Below are 26895 nucleotides of genomic sequence, written 5' to 3' on the forward strand. Positions count from 1 at the left end.
GAAGCGAGGTGGCCGTCAGCCTACGCCGCGGTTCTGGGATCGCTGGCGTAGTGTCGGTGCTGAACGGTGGCCCCGTCGCGTTTGACTGCATGATCGCAAAAAAACGCAGGGAGGATTGTTAAGCACATTTAAATCCATCACGTCGATTGTGACGCTTCGTGCTCGGGGCCGGACGGGATTTTCGCGCGGCGCGTCGCGTGCCCGGCCAGGCCGCTCGCGCGCCGTTCATCGCGCCCGTGCGGCGCGGCGCGCGGGGCGCATCGGGCGCATCGCATGGAAGCGCTCGCGCTTGTGCTCCTCGTCGAAATGGCGCAGGGCCGGCTTGACCAGGTCGCTGCGCGAGACGATGCCGAGCAGGCGCCGCGAAACCGGATCGTCGAGCACCGGCAGCCGCTCGAGCCCGTGCACGGCCAGCCGCGTGGCCACCAGCCGGCAGGTTTCGTTCGGCTGCGCGCAGGCGCCGGGCGAGACGCCGCGCAGCGCGGCCTCGAGCGTGGCTTGCCCGCCATGGGCGGCGTCCAGCGCGTCGAGCCGCGCGCGGTCGAGCATGGCCAGCAGCACGCCGTCGCGCAGCACCGGATAGGCGCGATGGCGCTGGTCGGCGCCGAACTGGGCCAGGCGCGTCGCGGCGATCGTTGCGTGCGCATCGATCGCGGCGGCATCGCGCGTCATCACCTCGGCCACGTCGTGGCGTTCGAGCGGATCGACGCCGTATTCGCGGTAGATGTGATAACCGCGTCGCGCGATTTTCTCGGTCATGATCGAGCGCCGCATCACCAGCGCGGAGAAGCCGTGCGCCACCAGGGTGGCGGCCAGGAGCGGCAGCAGCGCGTTGGCGTCGTGGGTGAGGCCGAAGGCGAACACCACGGCCGTCAGCGGCGCGCCGAGCGTGGCGCCCAAGGTGGCGGCCATGCACACCAGCGGCCACAGCGCCGGATCGGTGCCGGGCAGCGCCGCGCCGAGCAGGGTGCCGAGCCCGGCGCCGAGCATCAGCAGCGGCGCCAGCACGCCGCCCGAGGTGCCCGAGCCGAGCGCGACCACCCAGATCACCGCCTTCACCGCCAGGATCGCGGCCACCACCTGCAAGGCCAGGTGGCCGTGCAGCAGATCGCCGATCACGTCGTAGCCGACGCCCAGCGCGCGCGGCTCCAGCCAGCCGCCGACGCCGACCACGATGCCGCCCAGCGCGGGCCACCACATCCAGTGCAGCGGCAGCTTGCCGAACGCGTCCTCGGTGCGATAGAGCGCGGCCGACAGGCCGCTGGCCAGCGCGCCGGACAACAGGCCCGCCAGCAGGCAGACGCCGAGCGCCGAGGTGGACGGCGCGGCGGTGACGAGCGGGAACAGCGGTTCGCCGCCGAAGCAGAGCGCGCGCGCGAAGCCGGCCACGGCGCAGGCCAGCGCCACCGGCAGGAAGCTGCGCGGGCGCCATTCGAACAGCAGCAGCTCGACGGCCAGCAGCACGGCCGCCACCGGAGTGCCGAACACGGCGGTCATGCCGGCCGCGGCGCCGGCCACCAGCAGCGTCTTGCGCTCGGCCGCGGTGAGCTTGAAGCATTGCGCGATCAGCGAGCCAAGCGCGCCGCCGGTCATGATGATCGGGCCTTCGGCGCCGAACGGCCCGCCGCTGCCGATCACGATCCCCGAGGACAGCGGCTTGAGCACGGCCACCTTCGGCGACATGCGGCTCTTGCCGAACAGGATCGCCTCGATCGCCTCGGGGATGCCGTGTCCGCGGATCTTCTCCGAGCCGAAGCGCGCGATCAGGCCGACCATCAGGCCACCCGCCACCGGCACCGCGATCACCCAGGCGCCGAGCGTATTGCCGGCCGGCGAGCGGTCGGCGAAGGACCAGTGGCCGAAGAAGAACAGGTTGGTGAACAGGTGTATCAGGTTCAGCAGCACCACGGCCGCGAGCGTGCTGGTCACGCCGATCACGGCCGCGAGCAGGGCGATGCGGGGCAGGCGGGCATTCGGCGCGAAATCGCGCTTGTGCGGGGCGGCGAGGTGCATGGCGGGCAGGAGAAGAAAGGGGTGATCAGTAGTCGATCCGCGGTACCTGGAAGGCGCCGCGCAGGGATTTCAGCTCGGCGCGGTGCAGCGCGGCCAGCCGCGTCAGCACCGCTTCGCCGGCCTCCAGCAGATGGACCTCGACCTGGCGGCGGTCGCTCGCGCTGCTGCGCCGCTCGACCAGGCCGGCGGCCTCGCAACGCGACACCAGCGCGACCACGCCGTGATGCTGGGCCTGCAGCCGCTCGGCCAGCTCGCCGATGGTCGCCCAGGCGCGCGCGGGGAAGCCCTTGATGTGGAGCAGCAGCAGGTATTGCAGCGGCGTCACGCCTTCGCTCTGCGCGGCGCGCTCGGAGAAGCGCTCGAAGCGGCGCATCTGGTAGCGGAATTCGGACAACTGCTCGAAGTCGCGCTTGTGCAGGACGTGGTTCGGATCGGTCATCGAAGCTCTGGTCAGTAAAGAATCGGCGAATATATCACGACATGATATATGCGGCCGAAATCCGGGCTGGAAACGGGGAAACACGATATGAAGGATCGGCTTGCCGCTCAGGCGGCCTGCAGGACCTGGGTGCGCCGGTACAGCGCCGAGATCAGGTCGGCCTGCGTGACCAGCCCGACCAGGCGCGCCGCGGCGTCGACCACCACGATCACCGGCTCGCCGGCCTCGGCGAACAGCGGCACCAGGTCGGTGACCGGCTCGGTCGAGAGGATGCTCGGCACGCCGGTGAGGATCGCCTGCTGGATGGCCGGGTCGCATTTCGCGTCGAGGATGGCCGGATCGCGCCGGGATGCCGGGCTCGCGGCCGCGGCGAGCGGGGCCAGCCGCGCGCGGGTGACGATGCCGAGCACCCGGCGCGCGGCGTCGACCACCGGCAGCGTCTCGGTGCCGTGTCGATCGAACATGGCGAGCGCGCTCGACACGCGGGTTTCCGGGCCGAGGCTCGCCGCCGGCCGGGCCACCAGGTCGGCGCAGCTCATGGCGCCGAAGGTGCGCGCGTAGGCGTGCAGCTCGGTTTCGCGCAGCAGCGCGTCGAGATCGTCGGTGGAGACGTCGAGCCATTCGGTGCGACGCTTCAGGACCGCCTCCAGGTCCTCGCGCGAGAAGCCGCGCGCCGATGGCCGCCGGGCATCACGCGGGGCTGCCGCGCGATGCGGATAACGATGGCCGGTGAGCGCGTGATAGACCAGCGCAGCGGCCAGCAGCGCGGCCGATTGCACGGCGATCGGCTCGAGCACGAAGCCGAAGCCGAGCGCATGCACCGAGGGGCCGCCGACCACCGCCGTCAGGGCCACCGCGCCCGAGGGCGGATGCACGCAGCGCAAGGCCAGCATCGCGCCGATCGCGAGGGCGATCGCCAGCGAGGCGGCCAGCACCGGGTCCGCGATCCAGCGCGCGCAGGCCACGCCGACCGTCGCCGCCACCAGGTTGCCGCCCATCAGCGACCACGGCTGCGCCAGCGGGCTGGCCGGCACCGCGAACAGCAGCACGGCCGAGGCGCCCATCGGCGCGACCAGCAGCGGCACCGCCTCGGGGATACCGGGCAGCAGGCGCATGCTGATGCCCACGCAGGCGATCCCGACCAGCGCGCCGAGGCAGGAGCGCAGCCGCTCGCGCGCGCCGAGCGTGACCGGCGAGGGCGCGAAAGCCAGCAACCAGGCGCGCAGGCGGGCGGCGAACGACGGGGACGGTGAGGGCGGCGATGGCGGCAGGGAAGCGGGTGGCATGAGTCAGGCGAAGGGCGGCGATCGGTAGCCGCGAATTATATCGCAATATGATATTTATCATGGTGCGCGACGGGTGGTTGTGGTGCGGATATGTGCCGATTCGAGGCACCATACGGCCATGATGGTGCGTATCGTGACGATGGCCGACGCACTCGGCACGGTCCTGTCGCCTAGCTGAACACAATGAAATCGTGATGAACCCGCGCACGATTTCACCTGCTCAGGCGTACAATTCGCGCCAACTTCGATTGTTTCAGATCAAATTCCATAAACATGCCGCCCGCGATCCCGATCCCCAGCCTGCTTCACCGGCCGAGGTCGAGCCATCGCCGGACGTGCCGCGCGGCCTCGGCCGTCGCGGCTTTGCTCGATCCCTCGTTTCCCTGATCCCCCCATGGACATGCTCGAAAACATGCGGCTGTTCGTGCGCGTCGTCGAGGCCGGCAGCTTCACCGCCGTCGCCAAGGAAATCGCCGCCACCACAGCGCAGGTATCCCGCGCCGTTTCGAATCTCGAGGCGCACGTTCAGACGCGCCTGCTGCATCGGACCACGCGCCATCTCGGCCTGACCGAAAGCGGGCAGCGCTATTTCGAGCGCTCGAAATCGATCCTCGCCGAGATCGACCACGCCAATGCCGAGGCGCGCAACGCGCTGCTCAAGCCGAGCGGCAGGATGCGCATCCACGCGATGACGGGGCTGGGGCAGAGCCACGTGGTACCGGCGGTGGTCCGCTACCAGGACGACAATCCCGAGGTATCGGTGGACCTGACGCTCGCGCAGCGCATGCCGAACCTGGTCGAGGAAGGCTACGACGTGTCGATCGTGACCGCCGCGCAACTGCCGGATTCGGGATACGTGGCGCAGACCTGCGGGGAGAGTTGCAGCGTGCTGGTGGCCTCGCGCGATTACCTGGCACGCCACGGCACGCCGAAGACGCCCGACGACCTGCGCAAGCATGTGTGCCTGCGGCTCGACACGCCGTCCTCGCCGGGCGGCGAGTGGCGGCTGGAGCGCAACGACGGCGAGGAGCAGCATTTCGACCTGCCGCCCTCGCCGTTCCAGGTGAACGTGCCGGATGCGCTGGCGGTGGCGCTGCGTTCGGGACGAGGGATCGGCTCGATCGCGCTGTACACGGCAATCGACGACCTGCGCTCGGGGCGCCTGGTGCGCGTGCTGCCGAACTACCGGCTGCACACCATCCACGTATATGCCGTCTACGCCTCGCGTCGCTACCTCGACGCCAAGACGCGGACCTTTCTCGACCACCTGCGCACCACCCTGACGCCGGCGCTCGCCCACGACCTGGTCGAACTGGAGCGCCTGGCCAGCCCCGTCGCGACGGGCGCCTGAGGAACGCGGCGGCGCGGGAACGCCGCGCCGCCGCTTGCGGGTTCAGTGCGTGATCGACAGGAACAGATAGGCCGCGAACAGCGACAGGTGGACCACGCCCTGCAGCACCGTGGTGCGGCCGGTGCCGAGCGTGAGCGTGCTGACCAGCAGCGTGAGCGCGAGCAGGGCGGTTTCCATCGGGCCGACGCCGAGCGTCAGCGGCTGGCCGGTCCAGACGAACACGGCGGCCACGGTGGGGATGGTCAGGCCGATGCTGGCGAGCGCGGAGCCCAGTGCCAGGTTGAGGCTGGTCTGCAGCCGGTTCGCGCCGGCCGCGCCGACCGCTGCCAGCCCTTCGGGCAACAGCACCAGCGCGGCGATCACGATGCCGACCGTGGCCTCGGGCGCGCCCAGTTGCGCCACGCCGCGCTCGACCGCCGGCGACAGCAGCTTGGCGAGCAGCACCACGGCCACCAGGCTGATGAACAGGAAGCCCAGGCTGGTCAGCGCGGTCCTGCTGCTCGGCGGCACCGCGTGGACCGATTCGTCGGCCGTGTCGGGCACCAGGAAATAGTCGCGGTGGCGCACTGTCTGCACGAACACGAACATGCCATAGAGCACCAGCGAGGAGACGCCCGCGAAGGCGAGCTGGGAAGTGGAGAACTGCGGGCCGGGCGCCGCGCTCAGGTAGTTCGGCATCACCAGCGAGAGCACCGACAGCGAGGCCAGCACGGCCAGCGCCTTGTTGGCGCCGCGCCCCTGGAAATCCTGCTCGCCGTGCTTCCAGCCGCCGACCAGCAGGCACAGGCCGACGATCCCGTTGCAGACGATCATCACCGCCGCGAACACCGTGTCGCGCGCGAGGCCGGCCTTCTCGGGGCCGGAGGACAGCATCACCGAGACGATCAGCGCGACCTCGATGATGGTCACGGCCACCGCCAGCACCAGGGTGCCGAACGGCTCGCCGACGCGGTGCGCGACCACCTCGGCATGGTGGACGGCCGCGAACACCGAGCCGGCCAGCGCCACCGCGATCAGCGCGATCGCGAAACTCTCGCCGGGAATGAAGCGCGACAGGCCGAGGATCAGCCACGCGGCGATAGGCGCCCAGAGGGTCCAGCGAGGCAGGGCATTCGAGGAGTGCGGCATCGGGGATCCTTGGGTCGGGGTGGAGGCGGGGGAAATTCTAACAGGCGCGGGCCGGTGTTCCGGCCCCGCGATACCCGGATGCGACCAATGGAGCGGCCGGCGCCGGCTCAGGCCGCCGCGCCGTTGGGGCGCGCATCGACCTTGCGGTCGATCTCGTCGCGGTTCGGCAGGGTCTTGATGTCGTAGTCGGCCTGCAGGGCCAGCCAGAACTCCGGCGTGGTGCCGAAGTAGCGCGACAGGCGGTAGGCCGTGTCGGCGGTGATGCCGCGCCGCTCGTTGACGATCTCGTGCATGCGGGTGGCCGGCACCATCAGCGCCAGCGACAGCGCGTTGACGCTGAGCGCGAGCGGCACCAGGAACTCCTCGCGCAGGATTTCGCCGGGGTGGATGGCGGGCATCGCGTTGACGGGCTTCACACTCTTGGCATTCATGCGGACCTCGCGGCTGAATCAGTGGTAATCGACGATCTCGACGAGCTCGGGCCCCCGGCCGCTCCGGACGAAACAGAGGCGCCAGCGCTCGTTGATCCGGATGCTGTATTGCCCCGCGCGATCGCCGAACAGGCCTTCGAGCTGGTTGCCGGGCGGCACGGCCAGGTCGCGCAGCGCCTGGGCCGCATCGAGCATGGCCAGCTTGCGCCGGGCCACTTGTGCCACGGCACGCCAGGCCGGCGGCGATTCGCCGGCGAACAGCGCGGCGGTGCGCTTGCATCAGAATGACTGGATCATAATGGAGTGGGTATAACGTGTAAAGTAATACGCGACCCAATCCGCGCAGATGTGCGGATTTGCCCGCGAGCCCCCTCGACCGTGAACCCCGCGCTCGCCGCGGCCCATTCGTCCAAATGGCCAGCGCGGGCGCGCGGCGCTGCACTACAATGGCGCCGGCCCGGGATTCGGCCGCCTTCGCGAGCGGCCCCGAGGCTCGATCCGCATCCCGCTTTCGCACGATCCCTTGATCCTTCCGACCGATGATCATTGACCGCCTGATTTCCGAGATCCTGTTCGGCTTTACCGGCCTGATGGGCATCATCAACCCCTTCGGCATCGCCTTCCTGTTCCTCGAGCGCACCGATTCGCTCACCGAGCGGCAGCGCGCCGTGCTCGCGCGCAAGGTGGCGATCAACGCCTTCATCGTGCTGCTGGTGGCCTTCTTCCTCGGCACGCCGGTGCTGCATTTCTTCGGGATCTCGATGGAGGCGCTGCGCATCGGCGGCGGTTTCGCGGTGGCCGTGTCGGGCTGGCAGATGCTGAACGCGCCCGACGTGCCGGGCGGCGACGCGGCCGTCAAGCCGATCGACCCGCGCAACGTGATGGCGCGCGCCTTCTTCCCGCTGACGATTCCGCTCACGGTCGGCCCCGGCTCGATTGCCACCGCGATCGCGCTGAACGCCAATCGCACCCACAAGCTCTCGGAATTCCTGCTCTCGAGCATCGTCTCGGTGGCCGTGTCGGCGCTGGTCGCGCTGGTGATCTGGCAGACCTACAGTCGCGCCGAGGTGCTGGCCCGCTATCTCGGCACCGAGGGCACCAAGGTCGCGCAGCGCGTGTCGGCCTTCCTGCTGTTGTGCGTCGGCGTGCAGATCATGCTGACCGGCTTCTCGGCCTTCCTGCAGCCGCTGGCCGACCAGATCAAGTAAGTCTTCCTGGAAGGGCGGCGCGCTCGCGGTCGGATGGACGCGCGGCGTGCGCCGGGGCTCGGAATCGAGCCGCGGAGGATGACGGCGCCGCGCCGCGCGGGCGGGCGCCGGGTTGATGCGTCAGGCACCGGTGGCGGCGCGCAGCGGGTAGGTGAACAGCGCGAAGTGGATCAGGTCGAAGCCCGCGTGGGCGAGCCAGGCCGCGCGCAGGCCGCCGAAGCGGTAGGCCAGGCCGTAGCCGATGCCGGCCAGCGCCGCGAAGCCGATCAGCGCGATGCCGCCCGAGGCGTGGGTGGCCGCGAACAGCAGCGAGGCGACCAGCACCGCCAGCCATTGCCCGCCGCCCACGCGCGCCAGCGCGATTTCCAGGCCGCGCTGCACCCAGCCGCGGTAGAAGGCCTCCTCGGCCAACGCCACGATCAACAGGTTGTTGACCAGCCAGAGCCAGCCGAACGCTGGCCATTTCGGCGCGAAACCCACCGCGCCGGCCGTCAGCGCGACCGCCAGGCAGACCAGCGCGGTGCCCGCGGCCGCGCCCGCGCCGATCGGCACCGCCTTGCTCCAGCGCGCGGCGCGCACCGCCGAGGGCAGCACCCACAGCAGCCAGAGCCCGACCAGCGCCTTGTCGGCGTTCAGGTACATGGTGAACGGCACCGCGTCCGGCGTGATGCGCAGCGCGTGGATCACGCGCAGGTTGTGGAAGCCGGGCAGCCAGTGTTGCGACAGGGCGTAGCCCAGCACCGTGAACAGCACGCCGCCGGCGATGCGCAGCGGCCAGGCGCGCGTGCCGGCGATCGCCCAGGCGGCGAGCGCGAGACCGGCCAGCGGCGCCAGCGCGATCGGCGCGAGCTGGCCCAGCGCGAAGGCCGCGCCATAGCCGACCAGGGCCAGGATCAGGCTCGCGACTCGGAGCCGGGGACACCACGCGAGCAGCGCGGCGGCGAAGATCGCTGCCCAGGGCAGCAGCATCGTCGTCGGGAAATCGGACATTTCGGGGAAGGATGAGCCAAACGGGCGCTCATCATAGCCTGCGTCGGGCGGTTTCCGCGTCGAGGAAATGTAGCGAGGACGGCGGCCGGCAGGGCGCGAAGCCGTCGCGGCCTGTCGATCGAGGCATGGGCCATGCGGGTCAATGCGGTCCGAGCGGCCGGCATGGCGGGCGAGCCCCGACAGGCCGCCGCCGCGGGCCCGCCGTCGTCGGGAAGGCGCCGGCGCTGCGGCGGACTCGCCGCGCGGGTCCGCCGGGGCTCGGTTTTCAGGACGCCGATTCGGGTTTCGCGCCGATCGTGAACTCGAACGAGGCCACGCCGTCGACGCCGCCCGCGACGCGGTCGCCCGGTTGCAGCGCGCCCACGCCGGCCGGCGTGCCGGTGAAGATCAGGTCGCCCGCCTTCAGCTCGATGGCCTGCGACACGTAGGCGACGATATCGGGCACCGGCCAGATCATGTCGGCCAGGTCGCCTTGCTGGCGCGCTTGGCCGTTGACGGTCAGCCAGATCCGGCCGTTTTGCGGATGGCCGAGCTTGGCGGCCGGATGCAGCGGCGTGACCGGGCCCGAGGCGTCGAAACCCTTGGCCCAGTCCCAGGGGCGGCCCAGCTTCTTGGCCTCGGCCTGCAGGTCGCGACGCGTCAGGTCGACGCCCACGCCGTAGCCCCACACGTGGTCGAGCGCGTCGGCCGCCGCGATCCGGCTGCCGCCCCGGCCGATCGCGATCACCAGTTCGATCTCGTGGTGCAGCTCGGAGGTCAGCGTCGGGTAGGGGATCGTGCCTTCGGCGGGCACCACCGCGTCGGCGGGCTTGCCGAAGAAGAACGGCGGCTCGCGGCTCGGATCGGCGCCCATTTCGCGGGCATGCTCCGCGTAGTTGCGGCCGACGCAGAACACGCGGCGCAGCGGGAAGCGGGCGGACGAATCGGCGACCGCGACGGAAACGGGGGCCGGCGGCGTGACGACGTAGTCGGCGGAATGGGCGCTCATGGCGTAACTCCTGGCTTGGACGGTTGGCGGGGGCCGCGGCTCGCGGCACGATGCAACGATAACAAGCCGCCGGCGGGCGCGATGCGACGAAGCTGTCGAGATTCTGGACAAATCTACGTTTCGCGCGGCCGGCGCGCCGGGGCGGGCCGATCGCGGGTTCAGGCGCCGCTGGGGGCGTCGGATGTGTTTGCGGCCTTGGTTTCGGTGCCGGCGGCGCGCGAGTCGCCGGCAGGGGCGTTTGCATCGATGCCGGCCGCCGCGGCGCCGGTTTCTGCATCGGCATCGACTTCGGTTTCGCGCTCCGAACCCGCCGCGGCACCCGCGCCGGCCTCGGCCTCGGCGGCCGCCAAGCCCGCCGCGCGCGCCTCGGCATCCTCGCCGTTGGCCTCGCGATAGTCCTTCGGCGACATCCCCACGCAGGCGCGGAAGCGCCGCGAGAAATACCCCTCGTCGCGAAACCCGACGTCGTGCGCGATATCGGCGATGCGCCGCGTGGTATGCGCGAGCAGCGACTGCGCGAGCGCGATGCGCCGCTCTGTCACCAGCTCGGTGAAGGTGCTGCCGGTTTCCTTGCGGATCAGGTGGGCCAGGTAGTTCGGCGACAGGAAGGCGGCCTCGGCGGTGCCGGTCAGCGTCAGCTCGCCGCTGGTCAGGTTGGCGCGGATGTGGCGCATCACGCGGGCCAGCGCGTCGCGCCGGCCGGCCTTCTGAGCGCCGTGGCTCTGCGCCAGCTTGCCGAGCGCGCCCGCGTACTGGGTGCTGACCAGGCCGATCAACTGCAGCAGGTAGCCGCGCAGCAGGGTCACCGAGCCGAAGCTGCGTTCCCGGTTCACGTCGAGCATGCGCTGCGCGAGCCGGCGCGCGTCCTCGAAGGCGTCGCCGGTCAGGATGTAGTCGAGCCGCTCCTGGAAGCGGAACGGCGCGAGTTCCGGTACGCGCTGCACCGGCACGTCGTCGAGGTCGAGCGGATCGACGTCGAGATCGCTGCGCAGGAACTGCTGCGAGAAGTTGATGACGATGAAGTGCGCGCCCGGCGGATGCGGGATCAGGTGCTCGCGAAACGGCAGGATGAAGGCCAGCGCGCCGCGCGGGAACGGGCGCGTGACGCCGCCGATGCGTTGCTGCGTGTCGCCGCCTAGGTTGAACTGGATCTGGAAATAGGCGTGGCGATGCGGCTCGGTGATCGGCTGCCGGGTGGTCTGGTCCCGGATGTAGAAGTCGAGGCGGTCGCTGCGCTCGGGCATGGCATAGGTGCGCGGCTGCGAATTGGCTGGCATGGCGGATGATGCTGGGTGGTGCGGTTCGAGCCGCGATGGTACAGCGGTTGGGCGTCGCGCGTGACACTTCCGTTACGCGCGGCGGCCATGCCGGGCCGAACCGCGCCGGGCGGGAGCGGTTCCCGCCGATGTCCGGCCGCTGTTCCGGGCGGCGTCGCGGCCCGCTTTCCAAACCACGTTCCAGGCCACGTTTCAGGCCGGCGCCGCTGCGGCTCGACGCGGGCGCAGCAGCATCGCCACCAGCGTGCGCGCATTGTCATGCAGGCGCCGCGGCTCCTGGTAGACGCGCTCGATCACGACGATGCCGCGCGTGAAGGTGATGATCAGCGCCGCCGCTTCCTTCGCGGGCACGCTCGGCTCCAGCTCCGGGTCGGGCCGCGCCAGGCGCGCCGCCAGCACCGCCTCGAAACGGTCCAGCATGGCCGCCAGCGCCTGCCGGATCGGCTCGTCGATGCGATCGCCGGCCACCGCGGTCTTGGTCGACAGGCAGCCGCGGGTGGGCGTGCCGGTGGTCATCGAGGCGATCACGTAGGCGAAGAAGGCCTCGAGCGCCTGGTCGAGGCGCGGCGCCTCGAGCGTGCGGCGCGCGCCTTCCAGGAAGCGTGCCGCATAGACCTCGAACACGCGCAGGAACAGCGTTTCCTTGTCCTGGTAGGCGTTGTAGAGCGAGCCGCGCTGCACGCCGGTGGCGGCCGCCAGTTCCTGCATCGAGGTATCCGCATAGCCCTTCTTCCAGAACAGGGCGAGCGCCTTGTCGAGCATCTCGCCTTCGTCGAACTGTCTTACGCCGGCCATGGTGGTCCTCCCGATTCCTGCTTGAAACGACTGTCGGGCGCCATTAAACAAATCTTTGACGGCACTGTCAAGTTTGACTAGAGTGTCGAACTTGACATCGATGTCAAGAATAAGCCGGCATCCATGCTTTCCCCGGTCGTTTTCCGTCATGCGCCGGCGCGAATCTCGCGCGGCGTCACAGGAGTCCTTGCCTCATGTCCACCCCATCCTTGGCCGGCGCCCAGGCCGCGCCCGGCGCCGCCGCCATCTGGCGAGCCATCTTCGCGGGTTTGTGCGCGAGCCTGGTCGGCATCGGCCTGGCGCGTTTCGCCTATACGCCGCTGCTGCCGTCGCTGATCGAGGCGCATTGGTTCGCCGCCACCGACGTGGTGTTCCTCGGCGCCGCCAATCTCGCCGGCTACCTGCTCGGCGCGCTGGCCGGGCGGCCGCTGGCGCGGCGCTTCTCGAACCGCGCGGTGCTGCGCGCGATGATGCTGCTGGTCACGCTGGCCTTCGCCGCCTGCGCGTTCCCGGTTTCCGAAGCCTGGTTCTTCGTCTGGCGGCTCGCCTCGGGCATCGCCGGCGGCGCGATCATGGTGCTGGTGGCGGCCACCGTGCTGCCGCACGTGCCGGCCGCGCGCAAGGGCACCGCGAGCGGGGCGGTGTTCCTCGGGCTGGGGCTCGGCATCGCCGGCTCGGGCACGCTGGTGCCGCTGCTGCTCGGCTTCGGGCTGCGCGATACCTGGCTCGGCCTGGCGCTGTTCTCGGCGCTGCTCAGCGCGGCGAGCTGGTTCTGCTGGCCGGGCACGGGCGTGGCCGCGACGGCGGCGGGTGCGGCCGGCGGCGATGCCGGTGCGCAGGCCGCGCTGCCGCCGCTACCGGCGGACACGCCGCGCACCGTGCTGCTGCTCTACGTCGAATACGGGCTGATGGCGCTCGGGCTGGTGCCGGCGATGGTGTTCCTGGTGGATTTCGTGGCGCGCGGCCTGGGCGCGGGCGCCCATCTCGGCGCGCTGTTCTGGATCCTGTACGGGGTGGGCGCGATCGCCGGGCCGCCGCTGTATGGTTTTCTCGCCGACCGGTTCGGGCCCACGCGCTCGATGCGCGCGGTGATGCTGGTGCAGGCGCTGGTGGTCGCGGCGCTCGCGCTGTCGACCAAGCTGGTGGCGGTGGGCCTGCTGACGATCGTGATCGGCAGCTTCCCGCCCGGCATCGTGCCGCTGATGCTGGCCCGCGTGCACCAGACGCTGCCCGACCGGCATGCGCGGCAACATGCGATGTGGAGCCGGGCGACCACCGTGTTCGCGGCCTCGCAGGCGCTTTGCGGTTATGCCTATTCGGCGATCTTCAGCCTGAGCGGCGGCCGGCACGCGTTGCTGTTCGCGATCGGCGCGGCGGCGCTGGCGATCGGGTTCCTGGTCGATTGCGCGATCCGTCGCGCCCGCCGGGCCGCAGGTCGAGACGGTGCGTTGAGCCAGGCCGCCTTGCGCGCCGCGAGGTGATCGTCATGGCGGCGCGGCTTGCCGTCGATAGCGCGAGATGGCAGCGGCGCCGCGAAGAGGGTGGATTTTCGAGCCGCATCGCCACGCGCGATGCCGCGTGGCGATTCTTCAGTGGTGACTCGATACCCCGGCGGCAAGGCGGCGGCGCAAGCCGTGCCGCCGTCTTGCCTCGGAATCAGCGCGCGGCGGCCGAGGCCGGCACCGGCGCCGCGGCGGGCACCGACGTGCCGCTCGCGCCGCCTTCGGCGCCCGCCCCCGTCTCGCCATCCCAGCCGCCGCCCAGCGCCAGGAACAGGCGCACCTGATCCGCCGCCACCTGGCCCTCGGCCGCGGCCACCTGCGCATGCACGCTGGTCAGCGTTCGCGTGGCATCCAGGTCCGAAATGAAGGACTCGCGCCCCGCCGCATAGAGGCGATGCGTTTCGTCGGCCGAGTCGCGCGCCGATTGATACGCGGTGCGCAGCGCGTCGGCGCGCTGCGTATCGGCGGCATAGGTGGCCAGGCTGCTCTGGGTCTCGCGCAGCGCGTTCAGCACCACGCCGTCGAACTGGGCCAGCGCGCCGCCGGTGGCGGCCTCGGCCTCGCGCACGCGGGCCCGCTGGCCGTTGGCGGGAAAGGTCCAGCTGATCAGCGGGCCGAACGACCAGCGGTTGGTGGTCGGCGAGAACAGGTCGCCGAAGATCCCGGTGGTGCCGACCGAGGCGCCGAAGCTGACGCTCGGATACATGTCGCCGATCGCCACGCCCACGCGCGCCGTCGAGGCGGCCAGCTTGCGCTCGGCCTCGCGCACGTCGGGGCGCCGCCGCAGCAGCGCGGTGCCGTCGCCGACCGGGATCGGCTGGCTCAGCCGGGGCAGCCGCTGGCAGGCCAGGGCGGCAGGCGGCAGTTCGGCCGGCGCGCGCGCGAGCAGGGCCGCGAGCTGGTATTGCGCGACCTTGCGGCGGCCCTCGAAACGCGGGATGTCGGCCGCCAGCGTGCGCACCTGGGTGGTGCCGGTGGTCACCTCGGTCTGGCTGCCGCGGCCCGCGTCGCGCAGCCGGCGCGACAGCGACACGCGCTGCTGCTGCAGCGCCAGCGACTGCTTCGCGATCTCGAGTTCCTCGGCCGCCGAGCAGGATTCGACATAGGCGCGCACCACGTCGGCCACCACCGTGATGCGGGCCAGGTCGCCGGCGGCCTTGACCGCGTCGGTATCGCCCCGCGCCGCCTCGACGCCGCGCTTGAGCTTGCCGAACAGGTCGAACTCGTAGGACACGTTGATATTGAAGGCGCCTTCGTTCACCACCGGCAGCTTCTCGGTCAGCAGGTATTGCTCGGCCGATTCCTGGGCGCGCTGCGCGCCGCCCGCTAAACCGCCGGAGAAGCCGCCCTGGGCGTCGGCCACGTCGAGCGCGGCGCGCGAGCGGGCCAGGTTGGCGGCCGCCACGCGCAGGTCGGTATTGGACTGCAGGGCCAGCTGCACCAGGCCGTCGAGCACCGGATCGTCGTAGAGCCGCCACCAGTTGGCCGGCACCGCGCCGTGCGAGACCAGCGAGCTGCCGTCGTCGGCGCCGTCGAGCGGCGCGTTCGCCAGCGGCGCGTTGACCAGGGCCTGTTTCGGCAAGCGGTAGTTCGGGCCGACCGTGCTGCAGGCACCCAGCGCCACCGTCAACGCGGCGGCGGCCAGCGGCGCGAGCGCGGCGCGCCGGCGCGATCGCGGGCCGCTCATCGCGAGGCCCCGCTGGCGGGAGCCGCCGTCGCCTCGGCCGGCGAAAGGGTGTTGATGGCGGCGCTGGAGCCGGGCGTGCCAGGGGCGCTGGAAGCCGAAGCCGGCTCAGCGCCGCTGGCTGGCCGCGCCGCGCCAGGCGCCTTGCGCGGGTCGCGCGCATCGGGCGCGCGTATCGCCACCGTGGCGGTGCGGCCCGCGATCATGCGGAAATCGTCGGGCACCTCGTCGAGCGCGACGCGCACCGGAATCCGCTGCGCCAGCCGCACCCAGCTGAAGGCCGGGTTGACGTTGGGCAGCAGGTTCGCGCTCTGGGTGCGGTCGCGATCCTCGATGGCCGCCACGATGCTCTGCACATGGCCGCGCAGCGGCCGCGGCTCGCCCATCACGCTGATGTCCACCGGCTGGCCGATATGGATGCCGTGCAGCTTGGTTTCCTCGAAATAGCCGTCGACACGGAACGAATGCTGGTCGACCACCGACAGTACGGCGCGGCCGGCCGACACATATTCGCCCACGCGCGGCGCGCGGTCGTTCAGGTAGCCGTCCACCGGGCTGACGATGGCGGTGCGCTGCAGGTTCAGCCTGGCGGTATCGACATTGACCTGCGCGTCGGCCAGCGCGGCCTCGCCCTGGTCGACGCGGGTGCGGCTTTCCTCGAGCTGCTCGCTGGCCACCAGGTTGCCGAGCTTGAGATTGCGCGCGTATTCGCGCCGCGCCTGGGCCAGCGTCGCCGCGCGCTGCTCGAGCGTCGCCTGGGCCAGGCGCAGCGCGAGCGTGTAGCGCGCCCGGTCGATCACGAACAGCACCTGGCCCTGCGAGACGGCCTGGTTGTCGACCACCCGCACCTCGGTGATCAGCCCCGACACGTCGGGCGCGACCTGGATCACGTCGGCGCGCACGTGGCCGTCGCGGGTCCAGGGCGAGAACATGTAGTAGTTGATGATGCGCCACAGCACGAGGCCGGCGACGACCACCACGATCAGGGTCAGCAGGATCTGCCCCGCCGAAAACCAGGTTCTTTTCGCGTTCACGTTATTGGGTTCCTGGTGTTGTCAGGTAGCCACGAAATGATGGGAGGCGATCACGACGCCGGCCAGCACGAACACGTAGATGCCGAGGTCGAAGATCGAGCGATGCCAGACGAAGCGGTAGATGCCGGTGCGCGTGAGCAGCGCGCGCACCGCGATGTTGATCAGGTAGGCGATCAGCATCAGCACCAGCGGTGCCGGCACGAACACGCCGAAGATGTCGAATTCGCCGATCATGGTCGCGAGGAAATGGGCATGGTGTCGTCGGGATCAGGTGCGCGGGGCGCCGGGCGCGGCGGCGGGCGGCAGCGCCTGCATCAGCGCGGGATTGAGCGACAGGCGCAGGCCGACCAGCGCATGCAGCGCGTCGCGCAGCCCGCGCTGCAGCGCGGCGGCGGGGCGCGCGGCGCGGGACGCGGCAGGCGAGGCCGCTGCGTCGGGCGCAATCGGAGCGGCAGGCGTTGCCGGTGCGGCGGGGCCGCCGGCTTGCGCGTCACCCGGGGCGCGCTCGCCGCGCGGCGGCGTGCCCTGCTGCGTGGCGCCGACCAGGTGGCGGATCGCGACCGCGTCGAGCGCGTCGTCGATCGATTCGAGCAGGGCCGGCGAGGCCGGCTGGCGTGCGTTGGATTCGGCGCAGGCGGTGTAGTGCGCGTTCACGCCGGCCAGCACCCGGTCGATCGCCTCGGGCACGTCGCCGTCGAGGCGGCGCAGCGAGCGGTGCAGGTCGAGCGCGTTGAGCGCGACGCGCAGGTCGCGGAAGGTCTCGATCGAGGGATGGCGGTGATCGTCGGACGCAGACAGGCGCGGCAGCAATTGCGTGACGCGGTCGAGCATGCGCGAGGCATGGTTGCGCTGGTCGGCGATCGGCTGGCGCGAGGCGGACTTGGCGACGTCCTCCCAGCTCGAGCGCAGCAGCCGGCGCGCCGCGAGCTCGGCGCCGAACGGGCGCGTGGCGCGGGTCCAGACGAAGGCATAGAGCAGCCCGGCGACACCGGCGATATTGCTGTTCAGGAACACCAGGAAGTCGGCCGAGTAGGCGTCCTGGATGCTGATGAAGGTGGCGGTGTTGACGGCCACCAGCATCGTCACGAGATTGAACTGAGGGCGCGGGATCAGCGTGCCGATCAGGATGAAGGGCCCGGCGAAGATCAGCACCAGCATCACGAAATCATGCACGTGCGGCAGCACCACGAACAGGTAGAGCCCGGCGAACACCACGCTCGCGCAGGTCGAGAGGAAGAAGCGGAACACCAGGGGCGCGGGCTCGTCGAGCGCGGCGAAGAAGCAGCAGGCCACCGCCGCCAGCGTGACCGCCCCGGCGCCGTCGTTCCAGCCCGAGGAGATCCACAGCCAGCAGGCGAGCACGATCGCCCCGGCCGCCGTCAGCGTGGAGAACAGCATCATGCCGCGATCGTAGAAGCGCTCGGTGCCGCCGAGCCGCCAATGGCGGTAGCGCGGCTGCCATATGCCGGCCTCGTTGTCGATCAGCGCGCGCAGCGAGCGGCAGTCCTGCCACACGTCCACCACCTGGCGCAGCCGCCACAGCGCGTTCGACAGCAGCGCACCGTCCCAGCTCATCATCGCGTCGCCGGTCGGCTGCAGCGCGGCGATGCGCTCGCGCAGCCGGTCCGCCACCGGGTCGGCGATCGCGCCCGTGGCATCGGCCGGCGCCGGCAGCGGCGCGTCGAACCAGCGCGCCGCGTCGGCCAGCAGCGATGCCAGCTCGGCCGGTAGTGTCTCGAGCTCGCGCATCAGCGCGACCAGCGGATCGGCGAGCGCCGACATCAGCGGCATGAACAATTGCATGCGGCCGTGCAGGGCCTCGGCGCGGGCCAGCACGCGCGGATGGGCGTGATCGTAGCCGAGCTGGCTGAGCAGGAATTCCAGCGCGTTGAGGGTGGCGGCCAGCCGTTGCCGGCAGGCCGACAGCGCCTTGCCGGCCAGGTGGCCCGAGAGCGTCTCGCGGCCGTAGAAGGCGGCGTCGCGGAACCAGCCGTCGGCGCGCTCGATCAGGGTCGGCGCGAGCCGGTTCGGCAGGATCGCGCTGCCCACCACGCTGGCGCAGACGATCCCCAGGATGATCTCCTCGGTGCGCGCGATCGCCACGTCGAACACCGTGGTCGGATCGGTGACGGTGGGCAGCGCGATCAAGGGCATGGTGTAGCCGGCCAGCAGGAACACGTAGCTGCGCGCGGTGCGGTCCGACATCGCCAGGTAGAGCAGGGTGCCGGTCCACAGCGCCACGATCACGCTGAACAGGAAGGGCGTCTCGACGAAGGGCGGCACCAGCAGGATCGCGGCCGAGGCGCCGAGCGCGGTGCCCAGCGCGCGGTAGAGCGCCTTCGAGCGGGTCGCGCCGACGAAGGGATTCGAGACGATGTAGACGCTGGCCATCGCCCAGTAGGGGCGTGGCAGTTGGAAATAAAGGCCGAGGTAGAGCGCCAGCATCGAGGCGGCGAAGGTCTTGCCCGAGAACAGCCAGTCGCGCAGGCTCGGGTAGGTCATGGCGTGCCCCGATCACCGGCATCGCCCGAGTCGTTGAAGGCGTTCAGGACTCGCAGCGTGGCCTCGAGATCGGCGCGACTGACCGACTTCAGCACGCGCGAACGCAGCACGCGCAGGTCTTCCTCCATCTTCGCCGTGACGGCGCGGCCCTCCTCGGTGAGCGTGACGGTCTTGGCGCGGCGATCGGCCGGGTCCTCGTCGCGGCGCGCCAGGCCCGCCGCGCAGAGCTGGTCGAGCAGCCGCACCAGCGAGGGCCCCTCGATGCCGACGTGCTCGGCGAGCGTGACCTGGCGGACCGCCTCGCCCAGCCGGCCGGCGATCAGCAGCGGCGTGGCGCAGGCCTCGGACACGTTGTAGGCGGTGAGCAGCGAGTCGCTGGTCCGGCGCCACTTGCGGGCGGCGGTGACCAGGGTGCTGCTGACGGCCAGGCGCAGGGCATGGAGATTCGACATCCGGCGGATGATATCGGAATTCCATTCGATAGCAAACTATCGGTTTGAGGTAAACGACTTTACGAGTCGATCGGGGGAGGGCACGGCGCCTGCCGAGGCGATCGACACGCCGGCAGCGTAGCGCGCGCTCGATGTCATGCCGATGTCGTCCTCCGCCGCGAGCATGAGGCGATTCGATTGCTTCCCGGGCGCGATGCGGCACGTTTCATGCTGCGCCGCATGAAACGCGCGGCGGCGACGCGCCCGCCATCCAGGCCGGCTGCCGGGCCGGCGAGGGCGGCGCTTCATGCTGCGGCGCATTCGAGCCGCGCCTCGACTTTCGAATCGGGTCGGATGTGCTTAAATTTCGAGATTGCAGCCGGCCCGCGTTCCGAGCGGGCCCGGATTTCCTTCAGCCCCGAGAGCCGCGAGGAGTGCGCGTGAAGAATCCACCGGTCGTCACCTATGTTCGTCCGCGCCAGCGCGCCCAGACGCTGGCGATCCGCCGCAATCGCAAGATGGCGCGCTCGGTGCATGCCTATGTGCGCGGCAACACGGCGCGCTATTACGAGTGGCTGGCCGACGCGAAGGTCGGCACGCTGCCCGAGGGGCCGGCGATCTGGATCTGCGGCGATTGCCATACCGGCAACCTCGGCCCGGTGGCCAACGATACCGGCGAGATCGAGATCCAGATCCGCGATCTCGATCAGACCGTGATCGGCAATCCGGTGCACGACCTGATCCGGCTCAGCCTGTCGCTGGCCACCGCCGCGCGCAGCTCCGACCTGCCGGGCATCGTCACGGCGCGCATCATCGAGCAGGTCCACGAGGGCTACACGCATGCGCTGGCCGCCGGCAAGCGCAAGCGCGCGGCGATCCCCAAGCCCGACGTGGTGCGCATCGTGATGCGCACCGCCCTGGAGCGCACCTGGAAGCACCTTGCGCGCGAGCGGCTGATGGGCGTGAAGCCGGTGCTGCCGCTCGGCAAGCGCTTCTGGCCGCTCTCGCGCGCCGAGTCGAACGGCATCGCCGCGCTGGTCGACACGCCCGCCATCGCCGAGCTGGCCGTCGGCCTGCGCGGCAACCGGCCGGCCGAGCACGTCGAGTTGCTCGACGCCGCCTACTGGGTCAAGGGCTGCAGCTCGCTGGGGCGGCTGCGCTACGCGGTGCTGCTCGACGTCGACGGCGCCGCCAGCGAGGGCGACGATCTGTGCCTGGTCGACATCAAGGAGGGCACCACGGCGCTGGCGCCGCGCTATCGCGACAGCGAGATGCCGCGCGACAACGGCAAGCGCGTGGTGGAAGGCGCACGCCATCTCTCGCCCTATCTCGGCAACCGCATGTGCGCGGCGACGCTGTCCGAGCGTTCGGTGATCGTGCGCGAGTTGCTGCCGGCCGACCTCAAGCTCGAGATCGGCAGCGTCGACGAGGCCGAGGCGCTGCGCATCGCGCGCTACCTGGCGCACGTGGTGGGCCTCGCCCACGCGCGGCAGATGGATACGAGCACGCGCGCGCGCTGGCTGGCGGAACTCAAGCGGGTGCGCTCGAAGACCATCGACGCGCCGTTCTGGCTGTGGCGCAGCGTGATCGAATTGATGGGCAACCACGAGGTGGGCTACCTCGAGCATTGCCGCCGCGTGGCGGCGCAGCGTGCCGGCAAGCGCTGAGGGCGGCCGGCGCTGAACCGGCGCAGGGGCCCGCCGGCGGCGGGACCGGACCACAACGAGGACGAGGCGAGGACGAAAATCGATGAAGACCTTTCATTGCGGCAATTGCGGGCAGTTGGTGTTCTTCGAGAACGTGCGCTGCGAGCGCTGCGAGGCGCCGCTCGGCTACCTGCCCGAGGTGGGCGAGGTGGGGGCGTTCGAGATCGACGCCTCCTCGGGCCAGTGGCGCAGCCTGCATCCCTCGGTGGCCGGGCAGCTTTACCGGCCCTGCCATAACTATTCGGTCGAGAACGTCTGCAACTGGATGGTCCCGGCCGATTCGCCGGCCAGCTATTGCGAGTCCTGCGCGCTGACGGAAACCATTCCCGACCTCTCCAACCCGGACAATCGCCCGCTCTGGTATCGCACCGAGGCGGCCAAGCGGCGCCTGGTCTACACGCTGACGATGCTGGGGCTGCCGGTGGAATCGCGCCTGCTGGCGCCGGAGCGCGGCATGAGCTTCGCCTTCAAGGCGGCCACCGAGAGCGAGCCGGTGATGACGGGTCACGCCAATGGCCTGATCACGCTCAACCTGGCCGAAGCCGACGATGCCGAGCGAGAGCGCGTTCGAGCGGCCATGCACGAGCCCTATCGCACCCTGGTCGGGCATTTCCGCCACGAGATCGGCCATTACTACTTCGATCGCCTGATCGTCGGCAGCGACTGGCAGGAGGCCTTCCGCGAACGTTTCGGCGACGAGCGCGCCGACTACCAGGCCGCGCTCGACGCGCATTACCAGAACGGCGCGCCGGCGGGCTGGGAGGACAGCTACATCAGCGAATACGCGAGCATGCATCCCTGGGAGGACTGGGCCGAAACCTGGGCGCATTACCTGCACATGGTCGACACGCTCGATACCGCGAATGCCTGCGGGCTGGTGCTCGATCCCGACGACGACAGCCTGCCGCATCTGGACGACCAGACCTCGGTCGACGAGGCCAGCTTCGGCAACCTGATGCGGCGCTGGTTTCCGCTGACCTATGCGCTGAACAGCCTGAATCGCAGCATGGGCGTGGCCGATGCCTATCCGTTCGCGCTGTCGCCGGCGGTGGTGGCCAAGCTGCGCTTCGTGCACCGCGTGATCAGCGCGACGCGCGAGGCGGCGCCGGACGAGGCGAGCGGCGCGCGGGCGGCGGGCAGCGAGGAAGCGCGCGACGAGGCGGCGGGAAAGCAGGGCGGATCGACTTCCTGAACGAAGCCGCCCGGCGCCGGTCGCGTCAGTCGCCGGGGCGGGGAGAGTAGAGGCGAATCAACCGATCGAGGTTGACATGCGCCAGCGTCGTGAGCGGCGCGAATTCATCGGACAGGAACAGCGGCGTTTGCGAGCGTAGCTGCATCAGCGCCTGAAGCCGGCCGTCACGGAACGGCGCCGAAGGCGCCGCGGGCGTTTGCCCCCATTCGAGCGCGATCTCGCGGTCATAGGCCAGCAGGCGCTCGGGCGTCGCGGCCAGGATCGCCAGGTCGGCATCGAGGAACAGCGCGGCCGCCTGCCGGCGCGACGGATCGGCAAGCGCCGAAGCCGGCAGCCGATGCGACTTGGTGGCGAGCACCAGTTCGCAGGCGAAGCGCAGCGCGTCGGCGTGCTCGCGCTGCCAGGCGGGCGGGCACAGCGCCGCCGCCATCGCGGCCAGCCACGAGGCGCTGCGCGCTTCGTTGTCGGCGTAATCGGCAAGCGTGGTGGCGTAGACGATGTCGTGCGCCCAGACCGCCAGCTCGATCGCCAGCCGATGTGGCGCGTCGCGGTAGGGCGCGAGCTGCGCGAACAGCTCGGCCAGGTGCGCGAGCGTGTGGTAATGGCGCTGCGGCTCGCGATAGGCCTGCTCGACCAGCGGCCAGACGGCGGCCGTGCCGAAGCAGGCCGCGCATTCCTCGCGCAGGACGTCGAGCGTGGCGTCGTCGATCATGCCCGAGCCGCCGCGCCGATCTCAGGACTCGTTGCCGGTCCCGGCCGTGCCGCGCGGGCGGCGTGCCCGCGTGGTGCCGCCGCGCGTGGCGCGGGCGCGCTTGGCAGGGGCGGCCGGTGCCGCCTCGTCGTCGGCCGCCGCTTCGCCCGTGCCGGACAACAGGTCCTCAGGCGCCATGGTTTCGGCCGCGGCATTCGTTTCCACCGCCGCGGCCGCGGTTTTCTTCGCGGCTACCTTGCGTGCGCGAGCCGGCGTCTTCTTCGCTCGGGTCGACTTGGCGGCCGTGGCCGGGGCTTCGTCGGCCTGCGTCGCCGCCGGCAGGTCGTCGCCGTGATCGGCGAAGGCCGGCACCACTTCGTCCGGCATGGCCGGCGTGCTCTCGACCACCACCGGCTCGGCCGGCGTGGACGCTTCGTGGGCCGGCGCGTCCTCGATCAGCGGCATCTGCTCCGGCTTGCGCGAGCCGCGTCCCTTGCCGTGCCTGCCTTCGTCGTGCTTGTTGGCGTGGCGGCGCTCGCCGTCGTGCCGCGATTCGCGCTTCGCCTCGGCCTGCAGCGGCTGGGCGAGCGCTTCGGCTTCCGCCTCGCTTTCGTGGCGACGGCCGCCGTCCTGGTGCGCGCGGCGCTCCTTCTGCTGCTTGTGCTCCTTCTGGTCGCGATGACGCGAGCCGCCGCCATGCCGCGCCGGCTGCTGCGGCGCCGCTGCCGGGGCTTCGCCGCCGCCGAGCGCCTCGTCGGCCTTCGCCGCTTCCACGCCGAAACCCGGCTCGGCCGCCGCGCCCTGGGCCGGACGCGACACATAGGTGCCCGACTTCTCGTCGCGGCCGATCTCCAGCAGCCCGTGCGCCTGCGCCTCGTCGAGCAGGTTGCCGAAGGCGCGGAAGCCGTAGTAGGTCTCGTTGAAACCCGGCTTGCGCCGCTTGATCGCGCTCTTGAGCACCGAGGCCCAGATCTTGCCGCTGTCGCTGCGCTCGGAGGCGAGCGCGTCGAAGGTCTCGACCGCGATGGTGATCGCCTCGAGCTTGCGCGCGTCGCCGTCCTGCTTGCGCTGCTTGTCGTCGGCCGCGCGCTTGCCGCTGTCGGCGCCGGCGCGCGACTCGCGCTTGGCCTGGGCGCGCTGCAGTTCGCGGGCGAGGTCGTCGTAGAAGATGAATTCGTCGCAGTTGGCGACCAGCAGGTCCGAGGTCGAGTTCTTCACGCCCACGCCGATCACGCGCTTGGCGTTCTCGCGCAGCTTCGAGACCAGCGGCGAGAAATCCGAGTCGCCGCTGATGATCACGAAGGTATCGACATGCGATTTGGTGTAGCAAAGATCGAGCGCGTCGACCACCAGACGGATGTCGGCCGAGTTCTTGCCCGACTGGCGCACGTGCGGGATCTCGATCAGCTCGAAGCTCGCCTCGTGCATGGCGCCCTTGAAGGTCTTGTAGCGATCCCAGTCGCAATAGGCCTTCTTGACCACGATGCTGCCCTTGAGCAGCAGTTTCTCGAGCACCGGTTTGATGTCGAATTTCTCGAACTTCGTGTCGCGCACGCCGAGCGCGATGTTTTCGAAGTCGCAAAAGAGCGCCATGTTGACGCTGTCCTGAGGCAAGGCCATGAGTTCTCCAACCGTAGGCTCGCCGAATCGGCGAGCGCTGAAATTGCGCACATGATAGCGGGCTTGGGTGGGCGATGACCGCGCGCGGGTGAAAAAGGCCGGCCGAAGGCGGCCGTCGAGCGGGGCGCGCGTCGCGCGTCGGTCGCTGCCTGCGCGTGCTCAGGCGCGCGGCTCGCGCAGCCGGCGGATCGCCTGCCAGGCGCAGCCGGCCGCGGTCGCGGCCAGGCCCGCGAAGCTCACCATCACGCCCAGCGCGAAGCCGGCCGGCATCTCGCCGCTGTCGGGCGTGTCGGGGCGCGCGAACACCGCCGCCAGCGTGCCGGCCGCGATCAGCGCGAGGCAGGCCACCCAGTAGAGCCGGCCGCGTGTGGCGCGCAGCGCGTGCCAGCCGGCCCAGCCCAGGCCGAGCAGGTAGAGCAGCGCGAGCGTGCCGAGCGCGATCAGGTCGGTGGCGGCTTGGGCGAAGCTGGAGGAGGCGGGCATGGGGGAGAAGTCAGGCGGGACGGGAAGCGGATAAACAGCCGGAGACAAGCGGATAAACGCCGGTGGCTGGTGGACATGCGCCGCGGGCAAGCACGACAGGCAAGCGGCGCCCGGGGGGAATCGACCGCGAGCCGGCAGCCAGGCGGCGTCGAGCCCGAAGCGTGACTGTATCGGCGGCGCGGGGGCGAACGCAAGCCCGATGCAAGCCGGGGCCGCTCTGTCTAGAATCGGGATTTTCCGCCATCGGACCTCGCCATGACCGCTGCCTCGCTCGACCCGACCGCTTTCTCCTTCGATGCCGCCTCGCTGGCCGCGCGTCTCGATGCCGTGTTCGACCAGGCGCTGCGCGAACGGCGCCTGGTCGGCGCGGTGGCGATCGTCGCGCGGCACGGCGAGATCCTGTATCGCCGCGCCCAGGGGTTGGCCGACCGAGAGGCAGGTCGGCCGATGCGCGAGGACACGCTGTTCCGGCTCGCCTCGGTGACCAAGCCGATCGTCGCGCTGGCGGTGCTGCGGCTGGTGGCGCGCGGCGAACTCGCGCTCGACGCGCCGGTCACGCGCTGGCTGCCCGAATTCCGGCCGCGGCTGGCCGACGGCAGCGAGCCGCTCGTCACGATTCACCACCTGCTCACGCACACCTCGGGGCTCGGCTACTGGCTGCTCGAGGGCGCCGGCTCCGTGTACGACCGGCTCGGCATCTCGGACGGCATCGACCTGCGCGACTTCGATCTCGACGAAAACCTGCGCCGCCTCGCCTCGGCGCCGCTGGCCTTCGCGCCGGGCAGCGGCTGGCAGTATTCGCTGGCGCTCGACGTGCTCGGCGCGGTGGTCGAGCGCGCCACCGGGCAGCCGCTGGCCGCGGCGGTGGCGTCGCTGGTCGCCCAGCCGCTCGGCATGCGCGATTGCGGTTTCGTCTCGGCAGAGCCCGAGCGCTTCGCCGTGCCTTACCACGACGGCCAGCCTGAGCCGGTGCGCATGCGCGACGGCATCGAGGTGCCGCTGCCGGAAGGCCATGGCGCGGCCGTGCGTTTCGCGCCCTCGCGCGTGTTCGAGCCGGGCGCCTATCCCTCGGGCGGCGCCGGCATGTACGGCTCGGCCGACGACGTCCTGCGCGCGCTCGAGGCGATCCGCGCCAATCCCGGGTTCCTGCCCGAGGCGCTGGCCGACGCGGCGCGGCGCGACCAGGCCGGCATCGGCGCCGAGACGCGCGGCCCCGGCTGGGGTTTCGGCTACCTGAGCGCGGTGCTCGACGATCCGGCCGCGGCCGGCACCCCGCAGCACGCCGGGACGCTGCAATGGGGCGGCGTCTATGGCCATTCCTGGTTCATCGACCGCGCGCTGGGGCTCAGCGTGCTGCTGCTCACCAATACCGCCTACGAGGGCATGTCGGGCCCGCTGACGATCGCCTTGCGCGACGCCGTCTACGCGCGCTGAGCGGCACGGCATGGCTGGGGCAGCTCCCCAGCTTCCGCCGGCGCACGAAAAAAGCCGGGGCATCGGCCCCGGCCTTCATCGACTTGCCGAGCCGGCCACGCCGGCCGGTCATGCCGGCTTCACAGATCGAAGAACACTGTTTCCCGCTCGCCCTGCATGTGGATGTCGAAGCGATAGACGCTCACGCCGTTCACCGTGCTTTCGCGACGCGCGATCAAGGTCTGGCGGCGCGCCGCCGGCACCGTCTCGAGCACCGGGTCCGCCGCGTTGGCGGCCGATTCGTCGTCGAAGTAGAGGCGCGTGAAGGCATGCGTGAGCACGCCGCGCATCATCACCGTGACGTCCACATGCGGCGCGCCGGCCGCGGTTGCGGCCGGTTTCACGGTGCGCACCACGAAGCGATGCTGCGCATCGGTGCCCGTGCCGACCCGCGCGAAACCCGTGAATCCGCTCGTCGCCGCCTCGGCGCGCGAGGCCGGGAAGCGGCCGCTCGCGTCCACCTGGGTGAATTCCAGCATGGCGTCGAGGATGGTCTTGCCGTCGCCGTCGAACACCTGGCCGATCAGCACGATGTGCTCGCCCGCCGCGTGCGGCTCGGCGATGTCGGGCGAGAACAGGCTCTTCATGTCGAAGTTGTACTGCTCGGGGCAGAGGCCGTAGGCGAAGTAGGGGCCGACGGTCTGGGAAGGGGTCTGTTTCAGCGTCGTCAT

General features: G+C 70.8%; 25 protein-coding genes. 6 read left to right on the forward strand and 19 right to left on the reverse strand.

Annotated features, from left to right (window positions below; translation table 11 throughout):
* Positions 1 to 225 precede the first annotated feature (225 nt).
* The 3 genes from FB600_RS00080 to FB600_RS00090 all read right to left on the reverse strand — a co-directional run bounded on the left by FB600_RS00080 (position 226) and on the right by FB600_RS00090 (position 3738).
* Positions 226 to 2013 (reverse strand): chloride channel protein, encoded by a 1788-nt coding sequence (locus FB600_RS00080; protein WP_098152250.1) that lies wholly within the window; start codon positions 2011 to 2013, stop codon positions 226 to 228.
* 25 nt (positions 2014 to 2038) lie between these two features.
* Positions 2039 to 2452 carry a MarR family winged helix-turn-helix transcriptional regulator gene (locus FB600_RS00085; RefSeq protein WP_013690200.1) on the reverse strand — a complete coding sequence of 138 codons (414 nt, stop codon included), beginning with the start codon at positions 2450 to 2452 and terminating at the stop codon, positions 2039 to 2041.
* A 107-nt stretch (positions 2453 to 2559) separates the two neighbouring features.
* Positions 2560 to 3738 carry an HPP family protein gene (locus FB600_RS00090; protein ID WP_098152253.1) on the reverse strand — a complete coding sequence of 393 codons (1179 nt, stop codon included), beginning with the start codon at positions 3736 to 3738 and terminating at the stop codon, positions 2560 to 2562.
* 394 nt (positions 3739 to 4132) lie between these two features.
* Here FB600_RS00090 and FB600_RS00095 point away from each other — a divergent pair, with 394 nt between their 5' ends.
* The gene (locus tag FB600_RS00095; protein WP_013690202.1) at positions 4133 to 5089 is read left to right on the forward strand and encodes a LysR family transcriptional regulator; all 957 of its coding nucleotides are present in this window, start codon (positions 4133 to 4135) and stop codon (positions 5087 to 5089) included.
* Positions 5090 to 5131: 42 nt separating this feature from the next.
* Here FB600_RS00095 and FB600_RS00100 read toward each other — a convergent pair whose 3' ends face one another.
* The 3 genes from FB600_RS00100 to FB600_RS00110 all read right to left on the reverse strand — a co-directional run bounded on the left by FB600_RS00100 (position 5132) and on the right by FB600_RS00110 (position 6873).
* On the reverse strand, positions 5132 to 6217 hold the full coding sequence (locus FB600_RS00100; RefSeq protein ID WP_036056417.1) for a calcium:proton antiporter: 1086 nt from the start codon (positions 6215 to 6217) through the stop codon (positions 5132 to 5134).
* 107 nt (positions 6218 to 6324) lie between these two features.
* Positions 6325 to 6648 (reverse strand): HigA family addiction module antitoxin, encoded by a 324-nt coding sequence (locus tag FB600_RS00105; RefSeq protein WP_029951048.1) that lies wholly within the window; start codon positions 6646 to 6648, stop codon positions 6325 to 6327.
* 18 nt (positions 6649 to 6666) lie between these two features.
* Positions 6667 to 6873, reverse strand: coding sequence for a type II toxin-antitoxin system RelE/ParE family toxin (locus tag FB600_RS00110; RefSeq protein ID WP_409995208.1), 207 nt, complete (start codon positions 6871 to 6873; stop codon positions 6667 to 6669).
* Positions 6874 to 7187: 314 nt separating this feature from the next.
* On the opposite strand from FB600_RS00110, the gene FB600_RS00115 reads away from it, so the two are divergent.
* On the forward strand, positions 7188 to 7856 hold the full coding sequence (locus FB600_RS00115; protein WP_025100406.1) for a MarC family protein: 669 nt from the start codon (positions 7188 to 7190) through the stop codon (positions 7854 to 7856).
* Positions 7857 to 7976: 120 nt separating this feature from the next.
* On the opposite strand, the gene FB600_RS00120 is transcribed toward FB600_RS00115, so the two are convergent.
* From FB600_RS00120 to FB600_RS00135, 4 genes are all read right to left on the reverse strand, one after another.
* Positions 7977 to 8846 (reverse strand): CPBP family intramembrane glutamic endopeptidase, encoded by an 870-nt coding sequence (locus FB600_RS00120; protein ID WP_096751069.1) that lies wholly within the window; start codon positions 8844 to 8846, stop codon positions 7977 to 7979.
* A 265-nt stretch (positions 8847 to 9111) separates the two neighbouring features.
* The gene (locus FB600_RS00125) at positions 9112 to 9834 is read right to left on the reverse strand and encodes a fumarylacetoacetate hydrolase family protein (RefSeq protein ID WP_096751070.1); all 723 of its coding nucleotides are present in this window, start codon (positions 9832 to 9834) and stop codon (positions 9112 to 9114) included.
* 158 nt (positions 9835 to 9992) lie between these two features.
* Positions 9993 to 11078 carry a helix-turn-helix transcriptional regulator gene (locus FB600_RS00130; RefSeq protein WP_277426037.1) on the reverse strand — a complete coding sequence of 362 codons (1086 nt, stop codon included), beginning with the start codon at positions 11076 to 11078 and terminating at the stop codon, positions 9993 to 9995.
* 225 nt (positions 11079 to 11303) lie between these two features.
* Positions 11304 to 11906 (reverse strand): TetR/AcrR family transcriptional regulator, encoded by a 603-nt coding sequence (locus FB600_RS00135; RefSeq protein WP_096751072.1) that lies wholly within the window; start codon positions 11904 to 11906, stop codon positions 11304 to 11306.
* Positions 11907 to 12100: 194 nt separating this feature from the next.
* Here FB600_RS00135 and FB600_RS00140 point away from each other — a divergent pair, with 194 nt between their 5' ends.
* The gene (locus FB600_RS00140; RefSeq protein WP_145756010.1) at positions 12101 to 13387 is read left to right on the forward strand and encodes a YbfB/YjiJ family MFS transporter; all 1287 of its coding nucleotides are present in this window, start codon (positions 12101 to 12103) and stop codon (positions 13385 to 13387) included.
* A 175-nt stretch (positions 13388 to 13562) separates the two neighbouring features.
* Here FB600_RS00140 and FB600_RS00145 read toward each other — a convergent pair whose 3' ends face one another.
* From FB600_RS00145 to FB600_RS00165, 5 genes are read right to left on the reverse strand one after another with little or no spacing between them, the layout of a single operon-like run.
* Entirely contained in the window at positions 13563 to 15095 is a 1533-nt protein-coding gene (locus FB600_RS00145) for an efflux transporter outer membrane subunit (protein ID WP_145756011.1), read from the reverse strand.
* A complete protein-coding gene (locus FB600_RS00150; RefSeq protein WP_145756012.1) occupies positions 15092 to 16126 on the reverse strand; it encodes an HlyD family secretion protein in 1035 nt (344 codons plus the stop codon). The genes FB600_RS00145 and FB600_RS00150 overlap by 4 nt, the downstream gene beginning before the upstream one ends.
* A 21-nt stretch (positions 16127 to 16147) precedes the next feature.
* Positions 16148 to 16360 (reverse strand): DUF1656 domain-containing protein, encoded by a 213-nt coding sequence (locus FB600_RS00155; RefSeq protein ID WP_013690214.1) that lies wholly within the window; start codon positions 16358 to 16360, stop codon positions 16148 to 16150.
* Between the two features lie 33 nt (positions 16361 to 16393).
* Positions 16394 to 18628, reverse strand: coding sequence for an FUSC family protein (locus FB600_RS00160; protein ID WP_145756013.1), 2235 nt, complete (start codon positions 18626 to 18628; stop codon positions 16394 to 16396).
* On the reverse strand, positions 18625 to 19080 hold the full coding sequence (locus FB600_RS00165; protein WP_098182900.1) for a MarR family winged helix-turn-helix transcriptional regulator: 456 nt from the start codon (positions 19078 to 19080) through the stop codon (positions 18625 to 18627). Before FB600_RS00165 ends, FB600_RS00160 begins: the two co-directional genes overlap by 4 nt.
* A 419-nt stretch (positions 19081 to 19499) precedes the next feature.
* On the opposite strand from FB600_RS00165, the gene FB600_RS00170 reads away from it, so the two are divergent.
* Positions 19500 to 20726 carry a DUF2252 family protein gene (locus FB600_RS00170; protein WP_096752854.1) on the forward strand — a complete coding sequence of 409 codons (1227 nt, stop codon included), beginning with the start codon at positions 19500 to 19502 and terminating at the stop codon, positions 20724 to 20726.
* Positions 20727 to 20808: 82 nt separating this feature from the next.
* Entirely contained in the window at positions 20809 to 21957 is a 1149-nt protein-coding gene (locus FB600_RS00175) for a putative zinc-binding metallopeptidase (protein ID WP_105820012.1), read from the forward strand.
* Between the two features lie 25 nt (positions 21958 to 21982).
* Here FB600_RS00175 and FB600_RS00180 read toward each other — a convergent pair whose 3' ends face one another.
* From FB600_RS00180 to FB600_RS00190, 3 genes are all read right to left on the reverse strand, one after another.
* On the reverse strand, positions 21983 to 22669 hold the full coding sequence (locus FB600_RS00180) for a hypothetical protein (protein WP_145756014.1): 687 nt from the start codon (positions 22667 to 22669) through the stop codon (positions 21983 to 21985).
* Positions 22670 to 22690: 21 nt separating this feature from the next.
* The gene (locus FB600_RS00185; RefSeq protein ID WP_145756015.1) at positions 22691 to 24268 is read right to left on the reverse strand and encodes an NYN domain-containing protein; all 1578 of its coding nucleotides are present in this window, start codon (positions 24266 to 24268) and stop codon (positions 22691 to 22693) included.
* Positions 24269 to 24427: 159 nt separating this feature from the next.
* Positions 24428 to 24751 (reverse strand): hypothetical protein, encoded by a 324-nt coding sequence (locus tag FB600_RS00190; RefSeq protein ID WP_098152278.1) that lies wholly within the window; start codon positions 24749 to 24751, stop codon positions 24428 to 24430.
* Positions 24752 to 25006: 255 nt separating this feature from the next.
* Here FB600_RS00190 and FB600_RS00195 point away from each other — a divergent pair, with 255 nt between their 5' ends.
* A complete protein-coding gene (locus FB600_RS00195; RefSeq protein ID WP_145756016.1) occupies positions 25007 to 26185 on the forward strand; it encodes a serine hydrolase domain-containing protein in 1179 nt (392 codons plus the stop codon).
* Between the two features lie 119 nt (positions 26186 to 26304).
* On the opposite strand, the gene pcaG is transcribed toward FB600_RS00195, so the two are convergent.
* Positions 26305 to 26895 (reverse strand): protocatechuate 3,4-dioxygenase subunit alpha, encoded by a 591-nt coding sequence (gene pcaG / locus FB600_RS00200; RefSeq protein WP_145756017.1) that lies wholly within the window; start codon positions 26893 to 26895, stop codon positions 26305 to 26307.

The organism is Burkholderia sp. SJZ089 (assembly GCF_007828315.1).
Classification (GTDB): Bacteria; Pseudomonadota; Gammaproteobacteria; order Burkholderiales; family Burkholderiaceae; genus Burkholderia; species Burkholderia gladioli.